26 protein-coding genes are annotated in these 25,388 nt (G+C 69.8%); 14 read left to right on the plus strand and 12 right to left on the minus strand.

The window, feature by feature from the left end; all coding sequences use genetic code 11:
* The first annotated feature begins 78 nt into the window (after positions 1-78).
* The 3 genes from ACWD02_RS08185 (at position 79) to ACWD02_RS08195 (ending at position 2,854) form a co-directional block, all read left to right on the plus strand.
* Positions 79-1,014: a coiled-coil domain-containing protein gene (locus ACWD02_RS08185; protein ID WP_190081912.1), complete on the plus strand. Its 936-nt coding sequence runs from the start codon at positions 79-81 to the stop codon at positions 1,012-1,014.
* 73 nt (positions 1,015-1,087) lie between these two features.
* A complete protein-coding gene (locus ACWD02_RS08190; RefSeq protein WP_451206056.1) occupies positions 1,088-2,080 on the plus strand; it encodes an ABC transporter ATP-binding protein in 993 nt (330 codons plus the stop codon).
* Positions 2,081-2,083: 3 nt separating this feature from the next.
* On the plus strand, positions 2,084-2,854 hold the full coding sequence (locus ACWD02_RS08195; protein WP_451206059.1) for an ABC transporter permease: 771 nt from the start codon (positions 2,084-2,086) through the stop codon (positions 2,852-2,854).
* Here the strand turns inward: ACWD02_RS08195 and ACWD02_RS08200 are convergent.
* Positions 2,835-3,707 (minus strand): hypothetical protein, encoded by an 873-nt coding sequence (locus ACWD02_RS08200; RefSeq protein ID WP_451206063.1) that lies wholly within the window; start codon positions 3,705-3,707, stop codon positions 2,835-2,837. The two genes, ACWD02_RS08195 and ACWD02_RS08200, sit on opposite strands and share 20 nt — an antisense overlap.
* Before the next feature lie 276 nt (positions 3,708-3,983).
* Here ACWD02_RS08200 and ACWD02_RS08205 point away from each other — a divergent pair, with 276 nt between their 5' ends.
* The 3 genes from ACWD02_RS08205 (at position 3,984) to ACWD02_RS08215 (ending at position 7,105) form a co-directional block, all read left to right on the plus strand.
* On the plus strand, positions 3,984-4,871 hold the full coding sequence (locus ACWD02_RS08205) for a hypothetical protein (protein WP_451206066.1): 888 nt from the start codon (positions 3,984-3,986) through the stop codon (positions 4,869-4,871).
* 111 nt (positions 4,872-4,982) lie between these two features.
* A complete protein-coding gene (locus ACWD02_RS08210) occupies positions 4,983-6,173 on the plus strand; it encodes an ATP-binding cassette domain-containing protein (protein ID WP_451206069.1) in 1,191 nt (396 codons plus the stop codon).
* A 95-nt stretch (positions 6,174-6,268) separates the two neighbouring features.
* Complete coding sequence (locus ACWD02_RS08215) at positions 6,269-7,105, plus strand: ABC transporter permease (protein ID WP_451207402.1); 837 nt, start codon at positions 6,269-6,271, stop codon at positions 7,103-7,105.
* A gap of 15 nt (positions 7,106-7,120) precedes the next feature.
* Here the strand turns inward: ACWD02_RS08215 and ACWD02_RS08220 are convergent, their stop codons facing one another.
* A complete protein-coding gene (locus tag ACWD02_RS08220) occupies positions 7,121-7,453 on the minus strand; it encodes an ATP/GTP-binding protein (protein ID WP_451206072.1) in 333 nt (110 codons plus the stop codon).
* 211 nt (positions 7,454-7,664) lie between these two features.
* Between ACWD02_RS08220 and ACWD02_RS08225 the strand changes: the two genes are divergently transcribed.
* The gene (locus tag ACWD02_RS08225; RefSeq protein WP_451206075.1) at positions 7,665-8,717 is read left to right on the plus strand and encodes an LLM class flavin-dependent oxidoreductase; all 1,053 of its coding nucleotides are present in this window, start codon (positions 7,665-7,667) and stop codon (positions 8,715-8,717) included.
* A gap of 70 nt (positions 8,718-8,787) precedes the next feature.
* On the opposite strand, the gene ACWD02_RS08230 is transcribed toward ACWD02_RS08225, so the two are convergent.
* Positions 8,788-9,180, minus strand: a complete 393-nt coding sequence (locus tag ACWD02_RS08230) for an SCO5389 family protein (RefSeq protein WP_361049961.1) — start codon at positions 9,178-9,180, stop codon at positions 8,788-8,790.
* A 212-nt stretch (positions 9,181-9,392) separates the two neighbouring features.
* Here ACWD02_RS08230 and nucS point away from each other — a divergent pair, with 212 nt between their 5' ends.
* Complete coding sequence (gene nucS / locus ACWD02_RS08235) at positions 9,393-10,064, plus strand: endonuclease NucS (protein ID WP_363209304.1); 672 nt, start codon at positions 9,393-9,395, stop codon at positions 10,062-10,064.
* A 97-nt stretch (positions 10,065-10,161) separates the two neighbouring features.
* Here nucS and ACWD02_RS08240 read toward each other — a convergent pair whose 3' ends face one another.
* From ACWD02_RS08240 to ACWD02_RS08255, 4 genes are all read right to left on the minus strand, one after another.
* On the minus strand, positions 10,162-12,645 hold the full coding sequence (locus ACWD02_RS08240; RefSeq protein WP_451206078.1) for an ATP-binding protein: 2,484 nt from the start codon (positions 12,643-12,645) through the stop codon (positions 10,162-10,164).
* A gap of 214 nt (positions 12,646-12,859) precedes the next feature.
* Complete coding sequence (locus tag ACWD02_RS08245) at positions 12,860-13,183, minus strand: STAS domain-containing protein (protein ID WP_160507247.1); 324 nt, start codon at positions 13,181-13,183, stop codon at positions 12,860-12,862.
* Between the two features lie 163 nt (positions 13,184-13,346).
* Positions 13,347-14,195 carry a 3-hydroxyacyl-CoA dehydrogenase family protein gene (locus tag ACWD02_RS08250; protein ID WP_361049968.1) on the minus strand — a complete coding sequence of 283 codons (849 nt, stop codon included), beginning with the start codon at positions 14,193-14,195 and terminating at the stop codon, positions 13,347-13,349.
* Positions 14,196-14,342: 147 nt separating this feature from the next.
* On the minus strand, positions 14,343-14,984 hold the full coding sequence (locus ACWD02_RS08255; protein WP_451206081.1) for a TetR/AcrR family transcriptional regulator: 642 nt from the start codon (positions 14,982-14,984) through the stop codon (positions 14,343-14,345).
* Between the two features lie 101 nt (positions 14,985-15,085).
* Here ACWD02_RS08255 and ACWD02_RS08260 point away from each other — a divergent pair, with 101 nt between their 5' ends.
* The 3 genes from ACWD02_RS08260 to ACWD02_RS08270 are packed head-to-tail and all read left to right on the plus strand — an operon-like array spanning position 15,086 to position 17,245.
* Positions 15,086-15,868, plus strand: a complete 783-nt coding sequence (locus ACWD02_RS08260) for an ABC transporter ATP-binding protein (protein WP_451206083.1) — start codon at positions 15,086-15,088, stop codon at positions 15,866-15,868.
* 35 nt (positions 15,869-15,903) lie between these two features.
* Positions 15,904-16,659, plus strand: a complete 756-nt coding sequence (locus ACWD02_RS08265) for an ABC transporter permease (protein ID WP_451206085.1) — start codon at positions 15,904-15,906, stop codon at positions 16,657-16,659.
* A 13-nt stretch (positions 16,660-16,672) separates the two neighbouring features.
* Complete coding sequence (locus ACWD02_RS08270) at positions 16,673-17,245, plus strand: cob(I)yrinic acid a,c-diamide adenosyltransferase (protein ID WP_451206088.1); 573 nt, start codon at positions 16,673-16,675, stop codon at positions 17,243-17,245.
* Here the strand turns inward: ACWD02_RS08270 and ACWD02_RS08275 are convergent.
* Entirely contained in the window at positions 17,242-17,856 is a 615-nt protein-coding gene (locus tag ACWD02_RS08275; protein WP_451206091.1) for a hypothetical protein, read from the minus strand. The genes ACWD02_RS08270 and ACWD02_RS08275 overlap by 4 nt on opposite strands.
* Before the next feature lie 153 nt (positions 17,857-18,009).
* Between ACWD02_RS08275 and ACWD02_RS08280 the strand changes: the two genes are divergently transcribed.
* From ACWD02_RS08280 to ACWD02_RS08290, 3 genes are all read left to right on the plus strand, one after another.
* Positions 18,010-19,200 carry a sensor histidine kinase gene (locus tag ACWD02_RS08280; protein WP_451206094.1) on the plus strand — a complete coding sequence of 397 codons (1,191 nt, stop codon included), beginning with the start codon at positions 18,010-18,012 and terminating at the stop codon, positions 19,198-19,200.
* Positions 19,197-19,853, plus strand: a complete 657-nt coding sequence (locus tag ACWD02_RS08285) for a response regulator (RefSeq protein WP_451206097.1) — start codon at positions 19,197-19,199, stop codon at positions 19,851-19,853. Before ACWD02_RS08280 ends, ACWD02_RS08285 begins: the two co-directional genes overlap by 4 nt.
* Positions 19,854-20,045: 192 nt before the next feature.
* Positions 20,046-21,881: a glycosyl hydrolase family 18 protein gene (locus tag ACWD02_RS08290; RefSeq protein ID WP_451207405.1), complete on the plus strand. Its 1,836-nt coding sequence runs from the start codon at positions 20,046-20,048 to the stop codon at positions 21,879-21,881.
* Between the two features lie 77 nt (positions 21,882-21,958).
* Here ACWD02_RS08290 and ACWD02_RS08295 read toward each other — a convergent pair whose 3' ends face one another.
* The 4 genes from ACWD02_RS08295 to ACWD02_RS08310 form a co-directional block, all read right to left on the minus strand.
* The gene (locus tag ACWD02_RS08295) at positions 21,959-22,408 is read right to left on the minus strand and encodes a DUF2550 domain-containing protein (RefSeq protein ID WP_190081931.1); all 450 of its coding nucleotides are present in this window, start codon (positions 22,406-22,408) and stop codon (positions 21,959-21,961) included.
* Positions 22,409-22,538: 130 nt separating this feature from the next.
* Positions 22,539-22,913, minus strand: a complete 375-nt coding sequence (locus ACWD02_RS08300; RefSeq protein ID WP_451206100.1) for a F0F1 ATP synthase subunit epsilon — start codon at positions 22,911-22,913, stop codon at positions 22,539-22,541.
* Between the two features lie 109 nt (positions 22,914-23,022).
* Entirely contained in the window at positions 23,023-24,465 is a 1,443-nt protein-coding gene (atpD, locus tag ACWD02_RS08305) for a F0F1 ATP synthase subunit beta (protein WP_451206103.1), read from the minus strand.
* The gene (locus ACWD02_RS08310) at positions 24,465-25,382 is read right to left on the minus strand and encodes a F0F1 ATP synthase subunit gamma (RefSeq protein ID WP_399394775.1); all 918 of its coding nucleotides are present in this window, start codon (positions 25,380-25,382) and stop codon (positions 24,465-24,467) included. Before ACWD02_RS08310 ends, atpD begins: the two co-directional genes overlap by 1 nt.
* Between the last annotated feature and the right edge of the window lie 6 nt (positions 25,383-25,388).

Raw genomic sequence — 25,388 nt, forward strand, 5'->3', positions numbered from 1 at the left:
GCATCTGCTCGATGACACGCCGCTTGGACCCCTAGGATTCCCCCTATCACCTCACCGGTCTCATTCGACAGGAACCCCATGAGCGACACTTCCCCCTACGGCTTCGAGCTTGTGCGGCGTGGGTACGACCGCGCTCAGGTGGACGAACGTATCTCCAAGCTCGTCTCCGACCGTGACAGCGCTCTTGCTCGTATCACTGCTCTGGAAAAGCGCATTGAGGAGCTCCACCTCGAGACGCAGAACGCGCAGGCGCAGGTAGCCGACGCCGAACCGTCGTACGCGGGCCTCGGCGCGCGTGTCGAGAAGATCCTCCGCCTCGCCGAGGAGGAGGCGAAGGACCTGCGCGAGGAGGCTCGTCGCGCAGCCGAGCAGCACCGCGAGCTCGCCGAGTCGGCGGCCCAGCAGGTGCGCAACGACGCCGAGTCGTTCGCGGCCGAGCGCAAGGCCAAGGCGGAGGACGAGGGCGTCCGGATCGTCGAGAAGGCCAAGGGCGAGGCCGGCGCGCTGCGCAGCGAGGCGCAGAAGGACGCGCAGCAGAAGCGCGAGGAGGCGGACGCCCTCTTCGAGGAGACCCGCGCCAAGGCCGCCCAGGCCGCGGCCGACTTCGAGACGAACCTCGCCAAGCGCCGCGAGCAGTCGGAGCGTGACCTGGCCTCGCGTCAGGCCAAGGCCGAGAAGCGCCTCGCGGAGATCGAGCACCGCGCCGAGCAGCTCCGCCTGGAGGCCGAGAAGCTCCGCACGGACGCCGAGCGCCGCGCTCGCCAGACGGTGGAGACCGCTCAGCGTCAGGCCGAGGACATCGTCGCCGACGCGAACGCCAAGGCCGACCGGATCCGCTCGGAGTCCGAGCGGGAGCTCGCCGCCCTGACGAACCGTCGGGACTCCATCAACGCGCAGCTCACCAATGTGCGCGAGATGCTGGCGACGCTCACGGGCGCGGCTGTGGCCGCCGCCGGTTCGCCCGCCGAGGACGAGCCGGTCTCTCGTGGGGTGCCTGCTCAGCAGACCCGGTAACTCCGTCGGGACGCTCTCAGAGCCCTTTGCCGCTCCGGTGGCAGGGGGCTCTGTCCCGTTCTAGCGTGGCCGCATGATCGAGCTCGAGGGGCTGACCAAGCGGTACGGCGAGAAGCTGGCCGTCAACAACCTCACCTTCACCGTGCATCCGGGCATCGTCACCGGCTTCCTCGGGCCCAACGGCGCCGGCAAGTCCACGACGATGCGGATGATGCTCGGGCTCGACAACCCCACGGCGGGCGCCGCGCGGATCGACGGCAAGCGGTACGCCCAGCTGAAGGACCCGCTCAAGTACATCGGGGCCCTGCTCGACGCCAAGGCCATGCACGGCGGGCGCAGCGCCTTCAACCATCTCCTGTGCCTCGCCCAGAGCAACGGCATCCCGCGCGCCCGCGTCCATGAGGTCCTGGACACCGTGGGGCTGACGCAGGTCGCCAGGAAGAAGGCCAAGGGCTTCTCGCTCGGCATGGGGCAGCGGCTCGGCATCGCGGGGGCGTTGCTCGGCGATCCCGAGATCCTGATGTTCGACGAGCCGGTCAACGGGCTCGACCCCGAGGGCATCCACTGGATCCGGAACCTGATGAAGTCGCTGGCCTCGCAGGGCCGCACGGTCTTCGTGTCCTCGCACCTGATGAGCGAGATGGCCCTGACCGCCGATCATCTGGTCGTCATCGGACAGGGGCGGCTGCTCGCGGACACCTCCATGGCGGACTTCATCCAGCAGAACTCACGCAGTTACGTCCGGCTGCGCTCCCCGCAGCGCGAGCGCCTCCTCGACGTGCTGCACCAGGAGGGCGTCACCGCCGTCGAGGCGGGCAACGGCACCCTTGAGGTGGACGGCACCCCTGCGGAGGACCTCGGTGAACTCGCCGCCCGCCATCAGCTCGTGCTCCATGAGCTGAGCCCTCAGCGGGCCTCGCTCGAAGAGGCGTTCATGCAGCTCACCGCGGAGTCCGTGGAGTATCACGCGCACGCCGACCATGCGGGCTCCGGCGCCGCCCCGCCTCCTCCCGCGCGGGCCGCGGGCTGGGGCGACAGCTGGCAGCAGCCGAAGAGGGGGGCCTGAGCGATGGCCGCTACGCAGGTACTGAAGTCGGAGTGGACCAAGATCCGCTCGGTCTCGTCGACCGTGTGGACGCTGGGTCTCGCGCTGGTCGTCACGGTCGGGCTCGGTCTGCTGATCAGCATCCTGGCGAAGAACGACTACGACAGCCTCAACGCCCAGGACCGCCGGGTCTTCGACCCGACCTTCACCAGCTTCGCCGGCATGAGCCTCGGCCAGCTCGCGATGATCGTCTTCGGCGTCCTCGTCGTGTCGAACGAGTACAGCACCGGCATGATCCGCACCTCTCTCTCCGCGGTCCCGCAGCGCGCCACGTTCATGGCGAGCAAGGTCGCGGTCGCCACCCTGCTCTGTCTGGTGGTGGGACTGGTCACCAGCTTCATCGCGTTCTTCGTGGGCCAGGCGATGCTCGGCGAGCACAAGGCGCTGATCGGCGATCCGGGTGTGCTGCGCGCGGTGATCGGCGGGGGGCTCTACATGACGCTCATCGCGATGTTCTCGATGGGCGTCGCGACGATGCTGCGCAGCCCGATGCTGTCCCTCGGCATCCTGATGCCGTTCTTCTTCCTCATCTCCAGCATCCTGGGCAACGTCTCGGCGACGGAAAAGATCGGCCGCTTCCTCCCCGACCAGGCCGGCAGCAAGATCATGCAGGTGAAGACCCCCCTGGACGACGACACCCCGTACGGCCCCTGGGGCGGGCTCGCGATCATGGGGGTGTGGGTGGTGGTGGCACTGCTCGGCGGCTACGCACTGCTCAAGAAGCGGGACGCGTAGCGTCCTCGTCCGGCGGCAGCAGTTCGTCGAACCCGCGCCAGCCGTCCCACTCCCACACGTCACGCCGCAGATCCGGTTCGAGCGGCACGAAGCGGCCCAGCTCGAAGTCCTCGGGCCCCACCTTGAACCACCGCTCGTCCGCGACCTCCGTCCCCAGGCCCACGGTCCGCGCGGTCAGCCGCACCATCAGCTCCACACCGGCCGACTGCGACAGGTCCTTCCCCTGGATGCGGGTGAACGGCAGCCGCGGCACCGGAGCGTCGACCGGGATCCACACGGTGAACGGGGCGCCCCGTTCGACGGCGAGCCAGCAGCGCTCCTCGGCCGGTTCGCCCTTCTCGTCGAGCACATTGAGCCACTTCTTGTAGATGACGAGGCTGCCGTCGTGCGGCGAGCGTTCGAGGTAGCGCAGGTGGGCGCGGGCGTGCAGGTCGACGACGGAGAGGTTGTCGAAGCGGTTGTAGAACCGGATCGCGATGATCGCGTCCTCGCTCTGCGCGTGGGTGCGCCGGTATCCGGGGAAGTCCGCGGTCCACGCGTGCGAGATGGACGCCCGGCGCCGCCAGACGAACGGCCGCAGCGCGAACATCTTGATCAGCACGAAGCCGAGGAGCACGGCGGGCGCGAGCGCCCCGATCACCGAGGCCATGGTCGCCATGAGCTGCTGCGCGGTGCTCCCCGTCTGGGGATCGAGGTTGTCCGTGCCGACGCACGCGCGCAGCGCGGACAGCGCGAGGTCGAACAGCCGTTCAAGATCACTGAACCGCTCGCCCAGGGAGCGCGGCGAGTCCTCGGCCGCGGTCCACAGCACGGCGATCACGGCGGAGACGCCGGCGAGCACGGTCAGCGTCATGAGCAGCAGGGCGTGGACGGACCGGCCCGCGATCCATCCTCGCGCAGACGTCCGATACCGCGGGTGCGCGCCACCCCTGCGAGGCCATCTCACCAAAGACCTCAACTCCCCTCCCCCGCACCGGACTTCGCCCGGTCCCCCACGGTGGAATGGCTTCTTTCCCGCAACCGGCCGGGGTTAACCCGGCAGCCGAGGAGCGGTGAAGGGGCGGCGCGGGTACTCGTTCCCGTGGAAGGCTGTCCCCGCACCGCGTGACCATCCCCGAAGGGCGCCATCGTGAGGACTGAGGACCGAAGCCTGGAGTCACTAGGGCTGGACGACGTACCGGCCAGAGAGCCGCTGACCTATCCCGGCCGCCCCACCCCCGCCCCGTCGCTGCTCAACGGCGGCGAGCTGCTCCGGCTCGACGTACGGACGGACCGGCTCGGCGAGTGGTACGTGGAAGAACCGTTGCGGCGCCGCCTCGACGAGGCCCTTCTGGACCGGGGCCAGGCCGTCACCGGCCGCCGTCACCCGGTGATCGCCGTGGGCTCGAACGCGTCCCCCGGCCAGGTCGCGTACAAGCTGACCCGGCTCGGCATCCCCGCCGCCGTGCCCATGGTGCCGGTCCAGGTGCGCGGCATCGCGGTCGGCTGCTCCGGGCACATCAGCCCGGCGGGCTATGTCGCCGGCACCCCGTACGTGGACCGGGACGCCGAGACACCGCTGGTGGTGACCTGGCTGGACGCCACGCAGCTCAAGGCGGTCGACGACACGGAGTTCCCCGACTACCGCAGGGCCATACTGCCGGGCGACGACTTCGAGATGACCATGCCGTCCGGTGAACGCCTCGGCGGCGCGTACATCTATTTCAGCGCGCACGGAGTCCTCGCCGACCCGGTGACCGAGCGCCCTCGGCCGGGTGGGGGTGATCAGGGGGAGTTGCTTGCCGCGCTGCTGAAGGACTCGTCCCGCCTGAGGGAGCTGCTCGGTCCCGATCCGGCGAGCTGGGTCGCGGCGGCGGGCTCCACGGCCCGGCTGCGCGAGCTCGGCACGCGCGTCTTCGGTGAGGAGGGCTGGGTGCTGCCGCAGACCGACTTCCTGCCGTACGTCGACGAGTCGAGCCGGCTGCGCGTGTACGACGACCTGCCCCCGCTGGAGGGCTCCCTGCCGTCGGCTCGGTGACCACGGAGCCCTTTACGCACTCTTGGCCGGAACCGTCAACGCTCGGATACCCTCCTAACCCTTACGGGGGCGTGTGCCCCGACGTCCTGAACCATTCGATGGGTGCGGAGAATGATCGAGGCAGTCGGCCTGACGAAGCGCTACGGCGCCAAGACAGCCGTGTACAACCTTTCCTTTCAGGTGCGACCCGGCACGGTCACCGGCTTCCTGGGCCCGAACGGCTCCGGCAAGTCGACGACCATGCGCATGATCCTCGGGCTCGACCAACCCACCACGGGCCAGGTGACGATCGGCGGCTACCCGTACCGCAAGCTCCCCAACGCCCCCCGCCAGGTCGGTGCGCTGCTCGACGCCAAGGCGGTGCACGGCGGCCGGCACGCCCGTAACCACCTCCTGTGCCTCGCGCAGCTCTCCGGCATCCCGGCCCGCCGGGTCGACGAGGTGCTCGGCGTGGTGGGCCTCCAGGAGGTGGCGAAGAAGCGCTCCAAGGGCTTCTCGCTCGGCATGGGCCAGCGCCTCGGCATCGCCGCCGCCCTGCTCGGCGACCCGCAGGTGCTGCTCTTCGACGAGCCGGTCAACGGCCTCGACCCCGAGGGCATCCTCTGGGTGAGGAACCTGATGAAGTCCCTCGCCGCCGAGGGCCGCACGGTCTTCGTCTCCTCGCACCTCATGAGCGAGATGGCCCTCACCGCCGAGCACCTGATCGTGATCGGCCGCGGGCAGCTGCTCGCGGACATGAGCGTCAAGGACTTCATCTCGCACAACTCCGCCGACTTCGCCCGGGTGCGTACGCCGGAAGGCGACGTGCAGCAGCGCGAGAAGCTGTCCGCCGCGCTGAGCGAGGCCGGCGGCCAGGTCATGCCCGAGCAGGACGGCGCGCTGCGCGTGACCGGCCTTCCGCTCCCCCGCATCAGCGACCTCGCGCACGACGCGGACGTCCGCGTGTGGGAGCTCTCCCCGCACCAGGCCTCGCTGGAAGAGGCGTACATGCGGATGACGCAGGGCGCCGTCGACTACCGCTCGACCGTCGACCAGCGCGCCGGCCTCCAGCAGCAGCTGCCGCCGGGCGCGATGCCGCCGCAGCAGATGCCGGTGCCCGGACAGGGCCAGCCCGGGTGGTACGCACCGCCGTCGCCCCAGCAGGGCGGCCAGCCCTTCGCGATGCCGCAGGGTGCACCGCAGGGCGCACCGCAGGGCACCCCGAACCCGTACGCGACCGCCGCCCCGCAGGCGCCCGCCTCTGCGCCCGCCCCTGCTCCCGCCCCCGACATGACCAAGCGCGACAGCGAGGACCCCCGATGACCACGCCTCCGACTCCGCAGCCGCAGGCGCAGCCCCAGCAGGCACCTCAGCAGGCCTACGCACAGGCCGGTGCCCCCGTGCCGCAAGGCGCGCCGATGGCTCCCCCGCCGGCCGCCCCCGCGCCGCCCTCCGCCTGGCAGCAGGCGATGAACAACGCCTACACCTCGCCGATCCCGGTCAAGAAGACCCACCTCGGCAACGCCCTGGCCTCCGAGTGGACGAAGATCAAGTCCGTCCGCTCGACGATGTGGACCCTCGGCGTCTTCTTCCTCCTGGTCGTCGGCATCGGCCTGCTCGTGGCCGGGCAGACCGAGGACCGGGACTACGCGGACGTGCCGTTCACCATCCCGGCCTTCTTCGGTCTGGTGCTCGGCCAGATCTGCCTGATCACGCTCGGCGTGCTGGTGACGTCGTCCGAGTACGGCACGGGCATGATCCGTACGACGTTCACGGCGTCCCCGCAGCGCTACCGCGTGCTCACCGCCAAGATCATGATCTTCTTCGTGATCGCCTTCGTCGTCTCGGCGGGCTCCGTGCTCCTGGTGGGCCTGATGACGTCGGGGATGCACAGCGGCCCCGAGGCCGGCGACGTCGCCTGGGCGGGCACGGTCCTCAAGGGCGGGCTCTACGTCTCGCTCCTGGGCGTCCTCGCACTCGCCGCCGGATCGATGCTGCGGCACTCCGCGGGTGCGATCACCGCGATGCTCGGCGTGGTCCTGGTCCCCGCGATCCTGCCCGTGTTCCTGATGATCTCCGAAGGCACGCGCCCGCTCGGCGAGAAGATGCTGGACTACAACGCCATCAACTCGCTCGCCAAGATCTTCGAGATGGACGGCGAGGGCGGCGGCACCTCGCAGTTGCTGCTGCTCGTCGGCGTGACGGCAGCCGCGATCGTCGGTGCCTTCGCCCTCCTGGAGAAGCGCGACGTATAGCCGCCTCCCGGGGTCTCAGTACCTCGGCGCGTTACGGGACCGCTGCACCCGCGTGGTGCGGCGGTCCTTCGCATTCCAGCAGGCCTTGTGCCAGTGCCTGCGCTCGTCGACCCCGGAGTGCTCGGGCCAGGCCACCACATGCGCGAGCGCGGAGGGGATCTCCTGGTCGCAGCCGGGGCAGCGGTAGGTCTTGCCGGCCGCGCTCGCGCCCGCGACGTGCCGCAGGCTCCACTGCTCGCCCTGCCAGCTCTCGGTGGACTGGAAGCCGCCGTAGCGGCCCGTCGCTTCCCCGTCCATGCGCGGACTGTCTTCTCCGGCGCCCTTCGGGCGGTTGCGACGCGGGGACATGGGACACCTCACGGGATGTACGGGGGCCAGGGGTGAGTCCAGCCTACGCGGCGCGGACCCGGGTAGGCGTCCTGCACCAACCCCCACAGATCCCCCCTGCATTTCGCAGAAAATCCGTCAATCTTCATGCCAAGCCGTGCCTTTGGCACGTGTCATGCGTTGTTGCCCGTAGGGGGAGTGCCTGCGTCGGCGCCAAGGAGGCAGGAGTGCGATGCGTGTAGGTAGTTTTGTTCTGGCCGCCCAGTTCCCCGGACAGGGGCAGGGGGAGGCGCTGCACCGTGCGGTGCGGTCCGCCGAGGTGGCCGAGGAGGCGGGCCTCGACTCGGTCTGGCTCGCCGAGCACCACTTCGTGCCGTACGGCACGTGTCCGTCCGCCGTGACCCTGGCCGCCCTTCTTCTCGGGCGTACGCGGCGCATCCGGGTCGGCACCGCCGTGAGCGTCCTGCCGACGGTTCATCCCGTCGCCCTGGGCGAGCAGGCGGCCCTGCTGCACCTGACGTCCGGCGGGCGCTTCTCGCTGGGTGTGGGGCGCGGCGGGCCATGGGTGGACCTGGAGGTCTTCGGGTCCGGCCTCGACGCGTACGAGAAGGGCTTCCCGGAGTCCCTCGACCTGCTGCTGCGGTGGCTGACCGAGCCCCGGGTCGCGAGTGACGCGGCCCGCTTCCCGTTCCGCGAGGTCGCCGTGGTGCCGCGGCCCCAGGAGGCGCTGAGCGGCTCCGGCGAGGATGCCGGGGAGACGCCCGGCGGGCCCGAGGTGATCGTCGCCTGCACCTCGCCGGCCAGCGTGCGGCGCGCCGCGGAACGCGGTCTGCCGATGCTGCTCGGCATGCACGTCGGCGACGAGGAGAAGGCCGAAATGGTGGCGTTGTGGCAGAGGCACGCGCGCGCCGCGGGGCGCACGCCGGAGGAGGTCCTGAGGGCCGCGCACGTCTCCGCCGGGGTCGCGCAGATCGCGGACCGGCGCCTGGACGCGGCGGAGACGCTGCAGAAGGCGATGCCGGGGTGGCTCAAGCAAGGGCTCGACGCGCACGTCACGGTCGACGGCCGGGCACGGGCCATGCGGGACCCGCTCGCGTACACGGAGCTGCTCTGCGGACTGCACCCGGTGGGGACGCCGCAGTTGTGTGCCGACCGGATCGCGGCGACCTCGGAGCGCACGGGGATCACCCGCTTCGCGCTGCTCGTCGAGGGCTCGGGCGACCTGGCGACGACGGAGGAGAACGTCCGGCGGCTGGGCGCCGAAGTGCTGCCCCAGCTCGGCTGAGCCGCCGGGGCGGGGAGCTGCCGCTCCTGTACCAGAACACCTCCCGCGTACGGAGCGGCAGCAAAAGGCCTCAGCAGTCCCGCAGTTCGGGTGACTGGTTGAGCAGCTGGCCCCGGATCGAGGTGAACCGGGCGAGCCTGTCGTCCACGGATGCATCCAACGGGAACACCGCCACACGGTGGCAGTTCTGGAATGCGAGACGGACTCCGAAGTGGCGCTGCAGAGCGCCGCGAATCGCGTCACTCGCCAGCGCCCGCAGGAGCTGTCCGCGTGCCTGCTCACTCGGCGGCGGCGTCTGGTTGTCGGCGAACTCGCCGCCGTCAACCTTCAGCTGGGCCACCAGGGAGCTGATCATCTCCCAGGCGTAAGGCAGGGAGGTCCGGACGCAGTCGACGAATTCCGCTTCATCGACCTCGCCTCGCTCGGCCTGTTCCAACAGTGCCGGTGAGACGTCGAGCGACATGGGTTCTCCTCTCGCACCCCCGGGGAGCGGGGGCTTCCGGACAGGGCAGGAGCCCGTGCACGCAGCGTGCATGCACGGCGACCTCCTGCTTATACGGTAAGCACCGGACCCGCGCTGCACCAGGAGATTGGGAACATAACCGGCCAGGATCGAACAGGGCCATCGCCGGAGGAATCGCGCGGACCACCTGGGGTCGAGTAGCGTTGCGCCCCATGCGTCTCGTCATTGCCCGATGCTCCGTGGATTACGCGGGCAGGCTCACAGCCCATCTCCCGTCGGCCCCTCGCCTGATCCTTGTGAAGGCGGACGGCAGTGTCTCGATCCACGCGGACGACCGGGCCTACAAACCTCTCAACTGGATGTCCCCGCCCTGCACCTTGAAGGAGGGGTCGGGGGACGACGCGGGCGTGTGGACCGTCGTGAACAAGGCGGGCGAGAAACTCATCATCACGATGGAAGAGATCCTGCACGATTCCTCGCACGAACTGGGCGTCGATCCCGGCCTCATCAAGGACGGCGTGGAAGCACACCTTCAGGAACTGCTCGCCGACCGGATCGAGACGCTCGGCGAGGGCTACTCACTGATCCGGCGCGAGTACATGACGGCGATCGGCCCGGTGGACATCCTCTGCCGCGACGCCGACGGACAGACCGTCGCCGTAGAGATCAAGCGGCGCGGCGAGATCGACGGAGTCGAGCAACTCACCCGTTATCTGGAGCTGTTGAACCGCGACCCGCACCTGGCTCCCGTCAAGGGCATCTTCGCCGCCCAGGAGATCAAGCCGCAGGCCCGCGTGCTCGCCACCGACCGCGGCATCGGCTGCGCCGTCCTGGACTACAACGCGATGCGCGGCATCGAGGACGACAAGCTGCGGCTGTTCTAGAAGTTTCCGTCACGTACATGAGGGCCGGGTCCTGTGGACCCGGCCCTCATGTACGTACGTACGTCAGACCCTCACGCGCGCAAGACCCCCACGCGCGTCAGATCGTCGACGCCGAGCCGGACGCGCTGTCGCTCGTCGCCGGGCTGCTCGCGGGGCCGCTCGCCGAGTTCGAGGTGTCCGGGGACGACGGCGGGTCCGGCGTCGGCGTCGTCGGCGGCGGTGTCGTCGGCGGCGGGGTGGTCGGCGGCTTCGTCGTGGGCGGCTTCGTGGTCGGCGGCTTGGTGGTCGGGGGCTTCGTCGTGGGCGGCTTGGTCGTCGGGGGCTTCGTCGTCGGCTTGTCCGTCGGCTTGTCGGACGGCTTCCCGCTGTCGCTCGGCTCGTCCGACGGTTCGCCGCTCTCGCTCGGGGTGCCGTCGTCGGCGGTGCCGGGGACGTTGTCCGGGCCGTCGCTGTCCGGACGGCTGGTCGAGTCCTTGGCCGGCTTGTCGGCGGTCAGGCCGTCGTCGTCCCGGTCCTCGCTCGCCGACTGCTCCGTCTTGACCTTGTCCGGCGGGTCGTTGTCGCCGTCGGATGTCGCGCCGAGGGTCACCACCGTGCCGAGCACCGCGGCGAGGAGGGCTCCCGCGCCCGCCGCCACGAGGTTGCGCCGGGTGCCGTTGACGATGGAACGCCGGGTCGGGGCCGGGCTCGCGCCCACCGGGGGCGCGGCGTTGCGGGTGACCAGGGTCTCGGGCTCGGGAGGCGGTGCGGGCAGCGCGAACGCCGCCGGTACGCCGCCGGGGGGCGACGCCGATTCGTCGTGGCGCGCGTCGGGCATCTCCTCGCCCGCCGCCGGGCTCGCGCCCGGGATCACGCCGCCCGAGCGGTCGGCGACCAGGGCGAGGGCCCTGCGGCCCGCGATCGTGCCCCGCTTGTCGGCGAGCGCGCCGCGCAGGCCGACGGAGGCCTCCAGCTCGACGCGGGCCCGGTCGAGCTGTCCGCCGCAGAGCGCGAGGATGCCGAGCTCATGGTGGAAGTACGCCTCTTCGGCGACCTCACCCGCGGTCCGTGCGGCCTCCTGGCCCGACCGCAGGGCACGCTCCCAGGCGCCCCAGTCGAGCCCTCCCGCGAAGGCGGGCGCGACCGTACGGGCGAGCAGCACCGCGGCGCTCTCCTCCCCGCCGGCCGACGCTCCGGAGGCGGACTGCCCCGCCACCAGAACGCTGAGGGCCGCGAGCACGGCGTCCGCCTCGGCCACGACCCGCTCCGGGCCGACCGAGGGGTGTCCGGCCCACCAGGCGTAGTGCTGGGCGGCACCCTGTGCGCGCTCGGCGGTGTCGTCCGCGTACCCGGATGCCTCCAGTTGCGTACGCACCCCGGCGGCGAGCCGGTAGTGGGAGCCGACGGGCGTGACGAGCGCGGTGGAGACCAGCTCGGCGAGGGCCGCGTCCGCGTGGGTGTCCCCCACGAGGGCGGGCAGATGCGCCTGGTGCGGCAGTTCCCCGCCGAGCGCGACGGCGAACCGCAGTGTGGTGCGCGCCGACGGACTCAGGCGGGAGGCGAGCAGCACCGCGGGCGCCGCGCCGTCGGCGAGCGAGGGCAGCGGCACGTCGTGGCCCTCGGCGTCGAAGGGCGCGTCGACCGGTCCCTCGGCGTAGTAGCCGTACTCGTCGAAGGCGTTCGGGTCGGCGCGCAGCTGGTCGCGCTGGCGCAGCAGGGCGCCCGCCTGGACGAAGCGCAGGGGCAGCCCCTCCGACTCGAACCAGAGGTCGCCCGCCCAGCCCGCCTCGTCGTCCGTCAGGACGCGGCCGACGGCGCGCTCCAGGAGTTCGAGGCCACCGCTGCGGCCGAGGCCGCCGAGGAAGACCTCTTCGAGGTGCGAGTCGGGCGACGGCGCCGCGACGTCGGGGGTCGCGGCGATCAGGAAGGCGCACTCGGGAGTGGCGTCAAGGAACTCCTCCAGGGCCGCGGCGCCGAACTCCAGGTCGTCAAGGACGACGACGGCGCCGATGTCGTGGACGAGTTCGAGCAGCAGGGCGCGGTCGGGGCGGTGCAGCGGGGCGTTGTAGACCGTGTTGAAGAGGTCCTGGAGCAGGTCCGCCGGCGTCTTGTGATACCCGGAGAGACGTACGACGCCGTCCGGTGCGAGGTCCGCGCAGTCCTCCGCGACGGCGTTCAGGAGCGATGTGCGCCCCGAGCCCGCGGGCCCGGTGAGGCGCACCGAGCGCCCGCGTGCGAGCAGGCGCACGAGCCGCTCGCGCTCCTCCTGGCGCTCCAGGAGCGGCAGCCGGGGCAGTGCGGGTCCCGGCGGCACGGGCGGCGCCGAGGCGCGGCGCACCTCGGCGCGCTCGGCCGCGGTGCGCTTGACGGGCCGTGCGGGCCGCTCGCCGGGCGGGCAGGGTTCGATCTCGCTGCCGTCGACGGGGTTCACGGTGAGCAGGAAGTCGCCCGCGACCAGCTGCACGGTGCGGGCGAGAGCGGGCGCGGGCTGTCCGAAGTCCGGTGTCAGAGGATCGCGCGGTGGACGCACGGGACGCGCCGAATCGTCGTCGTTGATGCCGTCATGGCCGTACTCTTCCGGTCCCCGGTTCATCGGGTCCATGGTCAAAGCCCCCCAGATGCGTCGTGTACACAGCCCCCTCCGGCCTTGTGCACACTGCGCTGTCGCTTCTGGTCCGGTGCCCCCGCTCGGGCGTCTGTCTCGTCATGACGGTGGGCGACCGAACCCTAGACCTTCGCTCAGTATCTACGAACGGGCGGGGTACCGCGCCGTCCGAGACGTCACAGCTTCGTGAGGATTGTGCGCGAGATCCCCGTCACACACGGGGAAGCGATTCGACCCCGATGCCACCCTCGATGGCAAGGATCCTGTGCAGCCGGGTCGCCACGAGCAGGCGCTGCATCTGCGGCGGCACACTGCGGAGCACGAGCCGGCGTCCGCACCGTCCCGCGCGCCGGTGCGCGCCCATGATGACGCCGAGTCCCGTGGCGTCCCACGAGTCGAGTTCGGACAGGTCGAGCACCAGGTCACCGGCTCCGTCGTCGACGGCCGAGTGCAGGACCGTTCGGGCGTCCGCCGCGCTGCGTACGTCGAGGCGTCCCCCGACGACCAGCTGGGCCTGGTCGCCCCTGATGTGCATATGCGCTCCCCGAGAGTGCTGAGTTTCGTGTGACGTCTGTTCCGTACGGCGTCTGCGTATGTCACTGCAACTGACTGCCGCATGGGCAAGGAAGTTGCCGTCTGTAAGCGAACCGATACCGAATTCACTCCGAGGGGTGACCCCGCGGAGGAGGAAACAGACGTCAGTGCTTGTAGAAGCCTTGCCCGCTCTTGCGTCCGATGTCACCGGCGTCAACCATCCGGCGCATCAGCTCGGGCGGCGCGAACTTCTCGTCCTGGGACTCCGTGTAGATGTTGCTCGTGGCGTGCAGCAGGATGTCGACGCCCGTCAGGTCGGCGGTCGCGAGCGGCCCCATGGCGTGGCCGAAGCCGAGCTTGCAAGCGATGTCGATGTCCTCGGCGGTGGCGACGCCCGACTCGTAGAGCTTGGCGGCCTCGACGACGAGTGCCGAGATCAGACGGGTCGTCACGAACCCCGCCACGTCGCGGTTCACCACGATGCAGGTCTTGCCGACGGACTCGGCGAACTCGCGTGTGCGGGCGAGCGTTTCGTCGCTGGTCTTGTAGCCGCGCACGAGCTCGCACAGCTGCATCATCGGCACCGGCGAGAAGAAGTGGGCGCCCACGACGCGCTCCGGACGCTCCGTCACGGCCGCGATCTTCGTGATCGGGATGGCAGAGGTGTTCGACGCGAGCACGGCGTCCTCGCGCACGATCTTGTCGAGCGTGCGGAAGATCTCGTGCTTGACCTCCAGCTTCTCGAAGACGGCCTCGACGACGATGTCCGCGTCGGCGACGGCGTCCATGTCGGTGCTCGTCGTGATGCGCCCGAGCGCCGCCTCGGCGTCCTCGGCGGCGAGCTTGCCCTTGCTCACGAACTTGTCGTACGACGCCTTGATCCCGTCGGTGCCACGGGTCAGGGCCTCATCGGTGACGTCACGCAGGACGACGTCCCAGCCCGCCTGGGCGGAGACCTGTGCGATGCCGGACCCCATGAGTCCGGCTCCGATGACGGCGAGCTTCCGTGCCACTGTTCCGACTCCCCTACCGCTTATCACGCCTGGCTTACACGCTGTTTACGTTTGCCTCTGCGGCGGACATTAGCGGTCGTGAGCGCGACTGTGGCCGTGAAGTAACGCGCGTCACGTCTCAGATGACGGACATCACACTGGTACGCCTCATTCGGCGTCGCGCACCGCGTAGTTGAGGACCTTCTCGCCGAGCAGGCCCTCCATCTCGTCGAGCAGGACGAGCGCGTCACGGGACACTTCCGCGGGTTTGCGGCACTTGGTCATCTCGTCGCCGATCCACGCCATGAGCGTGCCGTGGACCCACGAGAGCTGACCCGCGATCAGGCCGGGCATCGGGTCGCCGTCCGCGGCCTTCGTCTCCTCGGCGAGAGTCTTCGTGAGGTGCCCGAGCGCCTGCTGCTGGATCTCCCAGAGCCGGGAGCGCAGTCCGTGCGCCTCGGTGATGACCTTCATGAAGTCGGCCCAGCCCGTGAAGAGGCCGACGTGGGGCGACACGCCCTCCACGTCGGAGCGCAGCGCGCGCAGGACCGCCGCGGCGGCGGACTCCCCCTCGCGACGGCCGCGTACGTAGCCGGACAGGCGGTCGACGACGGCCTCGCCCCGGTCGAGGAAGAGGTCCTCCTTGACCGGGAAGTAGTTGTAGACGGTGTTCACCGAGACGTCCGCGGCCTCCGCGACGTCCGCGACGGTCACCGTGACGAAGCCGTGCTCCAGGAAGAGCCCCGTCGCGATGTCCGAGATCCGCTGCTTCGTCTGCCGCTTCTTGCGCTCCCTGAGCCCTTCAGCCATGACCTCACCCTACGACCCCTGGCTAGGGCAACTGAAAACTTGGGCAGTCATAAAACTTGGAGTGATTGCAAAATTACAGCGACTCTGTTTTTGTGGTCGCCATGGCAATCATCAGCACGGCCGGACTCACCCAGACCTTCCGTACCAAGCGCGGCACCGTCGAAGCCGTGCGCGGCATCGACCTGACGGTCGCCCCCGGCGAGATCCTCGGCTTCCTCGGACCGAACGGCGCGGGCAAGACGACGACGCTGCGCATGCTCACCACGCTCCTCGCCCCCACCGGCGGCGCCGCCACCGTCGCGGGCCGCGACCTGGCCCACGACCCGGCCGCCGTACGGCGCAGGATCGGGTACGTGGCGCAGTCCGGCGGCGTCGACCTCAACATCTCCGTACGCGAGGAACTGGTCACCCAGGGACGCCTCTACCGCCTGACCAAGCCCCAAGCCGCCACCCGCGCCCAGGAGTTGGCCGCGGACCTGGACCTCACCGACCTCCTCGACCGCAAGTGCGCGACCCTCTCCGGCGGCCAGCGGCGGCGCCTCGACATCGCCATGGGGCTCATGCACCGGCCCGAGGTGCTCTTCCTCGACGAACCGACCACGGGGCTCGACCCGGGCAGCAGGGCCGATCTGTGGGCGCTGGTGCGGCGGCTGCGCGACGAGCACGGCACCACCGTCGTCCTGACCACGCACTACCTCGACGAGGCCGACGCGCTCTGCGACCGCCTCGTCGTCATCGACAAGGGCGTCGTGGTCGCCGAGGGCACACCAAGCGCACTCAAGCTCCGGTACGGGGGCTCGATCGACGCCTCGCTCCAGGACACGTTCCTCGCCGTCACCGGGCGCGACCTCGCTCCCAAGGACACGGCACCCGTCGCCGTCTAGATCCCCGGAAAACTCAAGGCCCCAAGGACCTCACCATGTCTGCGTTCCTCTCCGACACCGCGCTGATCTTCGGGCGGTACGCCCGCCAGACCCTGCGCTCCAAGTTCCAGATCCTCTTCGGCGTCCTGATGCCGCTGCTCTACCTGCTCTTCTTCGGCCCGCTCCTGACCGACCTGCCGCTCGGCTCGCGCGGTGACTCCTGGCAGGTGCTCGTGCCGGGGCTGCTGCTCCAACTGGGCCTGTTCGGCGCCTCGTACAGCGGATTCGCGATCATCATCGAGAAGCAGTTCGGCGTGGTGGAGCGGATGCGGGTGACGCCGGTCAGCCGGCTCGCGCTGCTGCTCGGGCGTGTCCTTCGCGATGCCGCGCTCTTCGTCTTCCAGGCGGTGCTCCTGGTGCTCGCGGCCGTGGTCATGGGGCTGCGGGCGCCGCTTGCCGGCATCCTGATCGGCTTCGCCTTCGTGGGGGTCCTGACGGTCGTCCTCGCGTCACTGTCGTACGCGCTCGCGCTGCTGGTCTCCAAGCCGCACGAGTTCGGCCCCGTCATCAACGCGGTCAGCATGCCCTCGATGCTGCTCTCCGGACTGATGCTGCCGATGGCGCTCGCGCCGGACTGGCTGGACGTGCTCTCGCACTTCATGCCGTTCCGCTACCTCGTGGACGCGGTGCGGGCCGCCTACGTGGGCGAATACGCGAGTACGGCGATGCTGTACGGCGTCCTGACGGCGGCGGCGCTCACCCTCGGGTCCGTGACGGTCGGCACACGTGTCTTCCGGAAGGCGGGCGCGTAACTAGGCTGGCCTCATGGTCAATCTGACGCGCATCTACACCAGGACCGGCGACCAGGGCACGACGGCCCTCGGCGACATGAGCCGGACCGCCAAGACCGATCCGCGGATCTCGGCGTACGCCGACACGAACGAGGCCAACGCCGCGATCGGCACGGCGATCGCCCTCGGCGGGCTCGACGAAGAGGTCGTGAAGGTCCTGGTCCGGGTCCAGAACGACCTCTTCGACGTGGGCGCCGACCTCTCGACGCCGGTCGCCGAGAACCCGGAGTACCCCCCGCTGCGCGTCGAGCAGTTCTACGTCGACAAGCTGGAGGCGGACTGCGACCGCTTCAACGGGGAGCTGGAGAAGCTGCGCAGCTTCATCCTGCCGGGGGGCACCGCGGGAGCCGCGTTGCTGCACCAGGCGTGCACGGTCGTGCGACGGGCCGAGCGGTCCACCTGGACGGCCTTCGAGGTCCATGGCGCTGCCATGAACCCCTTGACCGCCACCTATCTGAACCGCCTCTCCGACCTGCTGTTCATCCTGGCCCGTACGGCGAACAAGGACGTCGGCGACGTGCTGTGGGTGCCGGGCGGCGAGCGCTAGGCGCTCCGCTGGGAGGTCGGTTGTTCGTCTGCGGACGCGTCGTGGCTTGTCGCGCCGTTCCCCGCGCCCCCATGGGGCACTGCCGGCGGTGACTTCTTCGGGAACAGCGTGTACGACCCCGCGATGATCACGTTGATGCCGATCACCCAGAGCATCCGCAGCTGCCAGCCCCGCAGCGACTCGGTGTTCCCCACGCCCACGTACCAGATCGCACCCTGGAGCAGCGCCATGGCGATCAGGGCGGCGGCGATCCAGCGCGCGGCGACTTCCCACTCGTGGATCGCGCGGCGGACGCCGTACTTCGGGGTGCTCGGCGGCGGCCCACCGGCGAACCGGTGGGCGACGCGGACGTCGACCCACTTGATCGTGTAGTGGCCGAGCGCGATGGAGTAGCCGATGTAGACGGCGGCGAGGCCGTGCTTCCAGTCCGGCTCCGCGCCGTTCTTCAGGTCGATCGCGGTGACGACGAGGAGAACGACCTCGAGGACCGGCTCGCACAGCAGCACGGCGACGCTCGCGCGCGGCATCTTCGCCGCGTAGCGCAGGGCGAGGCCGCCGGCCAGCAGCACCCAGAATCCGACCTCGCAGATGATGATCAGCGTGACGATCACGGTTCGCTCCTCTCGGTCACCCTTCCAGGCTCCCGGTGGACCGGCCGCGGATCATCGTCACCAGTGACGAAGCGGGACTGCATCCTTCGATGTAGCGCACGGTTCCTCCCACAGGATCAGGCATGGCCTCCGTGTGCCGTGTTGGATGGACGCATGGTCTTGTCCCTCCCCCGCCCGCACCGCGTCGACGTACAGATCGCCGTGGGCAGCGTGCTCGCCGGGCTCGCGCTGTGGGGGCTGGGCCTGCCCATGCAGACCGACCGGCTGCTCGGCCTCAACTGGTCGCTGATCCCGCTCTTCGTCCTGGGCGGGGTCGAGCTGCTGCGCCAGAGCATGCCGCGGACCGCCCTGATCATCGCCACGCTCGCGCTGACCTTCGACCAGTTCACGGCGGGCAACCTGGCGTCGGTCCTGATGTTCACGGACATCATGTACGCGGCCGTCGTGTACGGGACACCGGCCTCGGCCCGCCGCATCCCGCTCACCACCGGTGCGATCACGGTGATCCTGACGGTCGGCCTGCTCGCGTGGTGGCAGGAGCCGGAAGCGGTGCTCATCGGCGTGGCGAGCGGCATCGTCTCGTTCGGTCCCGCGGCCACCGGCGTCCTGGTGCGCAACCACCGCGAGGCCGCCGCCGCGGCCAAGCTGCGGGCCGAACAGACCGCTCTGCTCGCCGAGATGGACCGCGTACAGGCCATCACCGCGGAACGCGCCCGGATGGCACGCGAGTTGCACGACATGGTCGCCAACCACCTCTCGGCGATCGCCATCCACTCCACGGCCGCGCTCTCCCTGGACGACCCGAGGACCACCCGCGACGCCCTCGCCGTGATCCGCGAGAACAGCGTCGAGGGCCTGGCCGAGATGCGCCGCCTCATCGGCATCCTGCGGGACGCCGGCGACGACCGGGAGCCGACGGTCGCGCCCACCCTGGACGGTCTCGGCTCCCTGATCGACAACGCCCGGACCAATGGTCTGGACGTCACCCTCGACGACGCCCGCGAGCCGGAAGGACCCAAGCTCCCCGCGCCCGTCGAGCTCGCCGCGTACCGCATCGTCCAGGAGTCCCTGACCAACGCCCTCAAGCACGCGTCCCCGGGCCTGGTCACGGTGACGCTCAGCCGGCGCCCCCGCTCCCTCGACGTCCACGTGACCAGCCCTTACGGATCCCCCGCCGGACCCCGCGCGCCCGGTTCCGGAGCCGGTCTCGTCGGCATGCGGGAACGCACCGAACTGCTCGGCGGCACCTTCGAGTCAGGCCCCGAGAGCACCGCGGACGGCAAGGTCTGGGACGTCCGTGCCACCCTTCCCGTCGACCCCGCAGACCAAGGAGCTTCCCCATGATCCGAGTGCTCGTCGCCGAGGACCAGTCCGCCGTACGGGCCGGGCTCGTCCTGATCCTGCGCAGCGCGCCGGACATCGAGGTGGTCGGCGAGGCGTCGGACGGCGAGGAAGCGGTGGCGCTCGCGCGCGAACTGAGGCCCGATCTGGTGCTCATGGACATCCAGATGCCGCGCCTGGACGGGGTCTCGGCGACCCGTCAGGTCGTCGCCGACGGTCTCGCGGACGTGCTCGTCCTGACCACCTTCGACCTCGACGAGTACGTCTTCGGCGCGCTGCGTGCGGGCGCCTCCGGCTTCCTCCTGAAGAACACCGAGGCCAAGGACCTCCTGGAGGCGGTCCGCGCGGTCGGCCGCGGCGAGGGTCTGATCGCCCCGGCCGTCACCCGGCGGCTGATCGCCGAGTTCGCCGCCCCGAGGACCGCGAGGCCCGCGCGCCGCGAGAACGGACCCGATCCCGCCATCCTCGACACCCTCACCCGCCGCGAGCGCGAGGTGCTCGCGTGCCTCGGCGAAGGACTGTCGAACGCGGAGATCGCGGGCCGCCTGGACATGGCGGAGGCGACGGTGAAGACGCACGTCAGCCGACTGCTCGCCAAGCTTGAGCTGCGCAGCAGGGTCCAAGCCGCCGTACTCGCGCAGGAGTTGGGTGTATGAGCCCGGCTGCGGCGTGCCCGACCGGCGCGATCCGGCCAATGGTTCAGACCTCTTGACCGCTGGTCCAGACCTTTCTATTCTCACCGCACTGCGGTGAGCACTCCCCCCACGTGTTCCACGTGCTCACGGGCGGCGCAGGGATCCACCCCCTATGACCCCCGGATCTCACCCGAGGAGCACACCTTGCGCACCTTGCGCTTCAGACACAGAGCCGTGGCAGGCCTCACCACCCTGCTGCTCCCGCTCGCCACCCTGGTCGCACTCGGCGGTCCCGCCGAAGCCGCGCCGGAAGCCGCCCCCGCGGCCACCGCCACGTACGCCAAGACCCAGGACTGGGGCAGCGGCTTCGAGGGCAAGTGGACCGTCAAGAACACCGGAACCACCTCCATCAGCTCCTGGTCCGTCGCGTGGGACTTCCCCACCGGCACGAAGGTGTCCTCCGCCTGGGACGCCACCGTCACCAACTCCGGCAACCGCTGGACGGCCAAGAACCTCGGCTGGAACGGGACGCTCGCCCCCGGCGCCTCGGTCTCCTTCGGGTTCAACGGCTCGGGCCCAGGCTCTCCATCCAACTGCACGCTCAACGGCGCCAGTTGTGACGGCGGCAGCGTCCCCGGCGACGAGGCGCCCTCGGCACCCGGCACCCCCACCGCGTCCGACATCACCGACACCTCGGTGAAGCTCGCCTGGAAGGCGGCCACCGACGACAAGGGCGTCAAGAACTACGACGTCCTGCGCGACGGCTCCAAGGTCGCCACGGTGACCGGCACCTCGTACGCCGACAGCGGCCTCACCAAGGGCACCGACTACTCGTACACGGTCCAGGCCCGCGACACCGCTGACCAGACGGGACCGGCATCCGGCGCCGTCAAGGTGCGCACGACGGGCACCACCGACCCGGGCCCAGGCCCCGGTGACAAGGTCAAGCTCGGTTACTTCACCCAGTGGGGCGTCTACGGCCGCAACTACCACGTGAAGAACATCGACACCTCGGCCTCCGCCGCCAAGATCACGCACATCAACTACGCCTTCGGCAACGTCCAGGGCGGCAAGTGCACGATCGGCGACGCCTACGCCGACTACGACAAGGCCTACACCGCCGACCAGTCCGTCGACGGCAAGGCCGACACCTGGGACCAGCCCCTGCGCGGCAACTTCAACCAGCTGCGCAAGCTCAAGGCCAAGCACCCGAACCTCAAGGTCCTGTGGTCCTTCGGCGGCTGGACCTGGTCCGGCGGCTTCACCGACGCCATGAAGAACCCGGCGGCCTTCGCCAAGTCCTGCCACGACCTCGTGGAGGACCCGCGCTGGGCCGACGTCTTCGACGGCATCGACCTGGACTGGGAGTACCCCAACGCCTGCGGCCTGACCTGCGACACCAGCGGGCCCGCCTCGATGAAGAACATGATGCAGGCGTTCCGCTCCGAGTTCGGCAAGGACGCCCTGGTCACCGCCGCCATCACCGCGGACGGCTCGAACGGCGGCAAGATCGACGCGGCCGACTACGGCGGCGCCTCGCAGTACGCCGACTGGTACAACGTCATGACGTACGACTTCTTCGGCGCCTGGGCGGCCAAGGGCCCGACGGCCCCGCACTCCCCGCTCACCTCCTACCCCGGCATCCCGCAGGACGGCTTCAACTCCGCCGACGCGATATCGAAGCTGAAGGCGAAGGGCGTACCCGCCGCGAAGCTCCTGCTCGGCATCGGCTTCTACGGCCGCGGCTGGACGGGCGTCACGCAGAAGGAGCCCGGCGGCACGGCGACGGGCGCCGCACAGGGCACGTACGAAGCGGGCATCGAGGACTACAAGGTCCTCAAGAACTCCTGCCCCGCGAACGGCACCATCGCCGGCACGGCCTACGCCCACTGCGGCAACAACTGGTGGTCGTACGACACCCCCGCCACGGTCAAGAGCAAGATGGCCTGGTCGAAGCAGCAGGGCCTGGGAGGCGCCTTCTTCTGGGAGTTCAGCGGGGACACCACGAACGGTGAGTTGGTGTCTGCCATCAATGACGGTCTGAAGTAGCCGTCCCGCATAGACGAAGCCGGGGAGAACAGGTACGCCCCCTGTTCTCCCCGGCTTCTTCATGCCGTCACGCGCGATTACGCCACGTTGACCCGTTGCCCCGGAGGCGCCGCCTCCAGCCAAGCCAGGAAACCAGTGAGCGCGTCCTCGCCCATCGCCAGCTCAAGGCGGACGCCGCGGTGCAGACAGCCGAGGACGATCGCGTCGGAGAGCAGCGCGAGCTCCTCCTCGCCGTCCGGGGCGCGGCGGTCGACGACCTCGATGGCCGAGCGCTCCAGGGTCCGCCGCGGACGGGGAGCGTACGAGAAGACCCGATACCACTCGATCCGGTCGCCGTTGTAGCGGGCGACCCCGTACCCCCAGCCCTTGCCGGAGGTCTCGCCCTTCTCGGGGGCGTTCCAGCGCAGGCTGCAGTCGAAGGTGCCGCCGGAGCGCTGGATGAGCCGGCGCCGCAGCCCGAAGACGAAGAGCCCCACCAACACCAGCACGACCAACACGAGTCCGCACACGAGCAGAGTGAGGATCATCGGCACCGACCTCCTCGCCTCTACGTAACGGACCAACAGAATTGCACCCGCATTGCCTCAGCCGCGACCCGGTCCGGATTGCTCCGGACCTGGCCGCGGCTGAGTCACGTCAAACGCCGTCGCGCCGGTTTCAGCGCGACGACACCGCCCGCAGTCGGACGTCCGCGCGACGCTCGGCGGAGGCGTCGGCCTCCGACTTCGCGCGCTCGAGCGCCCGCTCCGCACGCTGGACATCGATCTCGTCCGACAGCTCGACGATCTCAGCAAGCAGTGAGAGCTTGTTGTCCGCGAAGGAGACAAATCCTCCGTGGACGGCGGCGACGACAGTGTTGCCGTCACTCGTACGAATGGTCACCGGGCCCGACTCCAGCACACCGAGCAGCGGCTGGTGACCGGGCATGATGCCGATGTCGCCGGACGTGGTGCGCGCGACGACCAGGGTGGCCTCGCCGGACCAGACACTGCGGTCCGCGGCGACCAGCTCGACATGCAGCTCAGCAGCCAAGGGTGGCTCCTCGGGTCACCACCCGGCGGCTTCGCCGGGTGTTGGGTCAAATTCTAGTGGGCGTACCGGGAGGGGCGGGACTCGCCCACCCCTCCCGTGAGTCACGGACTCAGGAGACGCCGAGCTCCTTGGCCTTCGCCTTCAGGTCCTCGATGCCACCGCACATGAAGAACGCCTGCTCGGGGAAGTGGTCGTACTCGCCGTCGATGATCGCGTTGAACGCCGCGATCGACTCGTCGAGCGGCACGTCCGAACCGTCGAGACCGGTGAACTGCTTGGCGGCGTGCGTGTTCTGCGACAGGAAGCGCTCGACGCGGCGGGCACGCTGGACGACCAGCTTGTCCTCCTCGCTGAGCTCGTCGATGCCGAGGATCGCGATGATGTCCTGGAGGTCCTTGTACTTCTGCAGGATTCCCTTGACGCGCATGGCGGCGTCGTAGTGGTCCTGCGCGATGTAGCGCGGGTCCAGGATGCGGGACGTCGAGTCCAGCGGGTCCACCGCCGGGTAGATGCCCTTCTCCGAGATCGGACGCGACAGCACGGTCGTCGCGTCGAGGTGCGCGAAGGTCGTGGCCGGGGCCGGGTCGGTGAGGTCGTCCGCGGGGACGTAGATCGCCTGCATCGAGGTGATCGAGTGACCACGCGTCGAGGTGATGCGCTCCTGGAGGAGGCCCATCTCGTCGGCCAGGTTCGGCTGGTAGCCCACCGCGGAGGGCATGCGGCCGAGCAGGGTCGAGACCTCGGAACCGGCCTGCGTGAAGCGGAAGATGTTGTCGATGAAGAACAGCACGTCCTGCTTCTGCACATCGCGGAAGTACTCCGCCATGGTCAGACCGGCCAGGGCGACGCGCAGACGCGTGCCCGGCGGCTCGTCCATCTGGCCGAAGACCAGGGCGGTCTTGTCCAGAACGCCCGACTCTTCCATCTCGTCGATGAGGTCGTTGCCCTCACGCGTGCGCTCGCCGACACCGGCGAACACGGAAACGCCCTCGTGCAGCTTGGCCACACGCATGATCATTTCCTGGATGAGGACGGTCTTGCCGACGCCCGCTCCACCGAACAGACCGATCTTTCCACCCTTGACGTACGGGGTGAGAAGGTCGACCACCTTCAGGCCGGTCTCGAACATCTCGGTCTTGGACTCGAGCTGGTCGAAGGCCGGGGCCTTGCGGTGGATGGGCCAGCGCTCGGTGACGTCGGCCTCGGCCTCGGGGTGGTTCAGGATCGCACCGAGGGTGTTGAACACCTTGCCCTTGGTGATGTCACCGACGGGGACGGTGATGCCCGCGCCCGTGTCGGTCACCGCGGCCTGGCGGACCAGACCGTCGGTGGGCTGCATCGAGATGGCGCGGACGATGCCGTCGCCGAGGTGCTGGGCGACCTCGAGCGTCAGCGTCTTCTTCTCGCCGTCCTTGGCCGGGTCGGCCACCTCGACGTGCAGCGCGTTGTAGATGTCCGGCATCGCGTCGACGGGGAACTCCACGTCGACGACCGGGCCGATCACCCGGGCGACGCGGCCCGTGGCAACGGCCGTATCAACAGTGGTCGTCATTACTTGTCACTCCCCGCGGAAGCGTCGGCCAGGGCACTGGAGCCACCGACGATCTCGCTGATTTCCTGGGTGATTTCGGCCTGGCGGGCCGCGTTGGCAGAACGGGTGAGAGCGTTGATCAGGTCACCCGCGTTGTCGGTCGCCGACTTCATCGCGCGGCGCGTGGCGGCGTGCTTGGAAGCAGCCGACTGGAGCAGCGCGTTGTAGATACGACTCTCGACGTAGCGCGGCAGCAGGGCGTCGAGGACGTCCTCCGCCGACGGCTCGAAGTCGTACAGCGGACGGGCCTCGTCACTCTGGCCCGCCTCCTCGGCGACCTTGTCGAGGCTCAGCGGGAGCAGCCGGGAACCGGTCGCTTCCTGCGTCATCATCGAGATGAACTCGGTGTAGACGATGTGGAGTTCATCCACGCCGCCCTCGGCCGTGTCCGTCTCGATGGCCTCGATCAGGGGTGCGGCGATCTCCTTGGCGTCCGCGTAGGAAGGGGCATCGGTGAAGCCCGTCCACTGCCCGGAGATCTTCCGCTCACGGAAGTTGTAGTGCGCGATGCCACGGCGGCCGACGATGTACGTGTCGACCTCCTTGCCCTCGTCCTGCAACTTCTTGGTGAGCTTCTCCGCACCCTTGATGGCGTTGGAGTTGAAGGCGCCGGCCAGACCGCGGTCGCTCGAGAGGAGCAGGACAGCGGCCCGGGTCGGAGCCTCGGCCTCGGTGGTCAGCGGGTGCTTGTCGTTCGCACCCGTGGCCACCGCGGTGACCGCGCGGGTCAGCTCGGTCGCGTACGGAGTGGAGGCGGTCACCTTGCGCTGTGCCTTGACGACACGCGAGGCGGCGATCATCTCCATCGCCTTGGTGATCTTCTTGGTCGCGGTGACGGATTTGATGCGACGCTTGTAGACCCGGAGCTGGGCTCCCATGAGTCA

It is taken from the genome of Streptomyces sp. NPDC002853 (assembly GCF_053591915.1).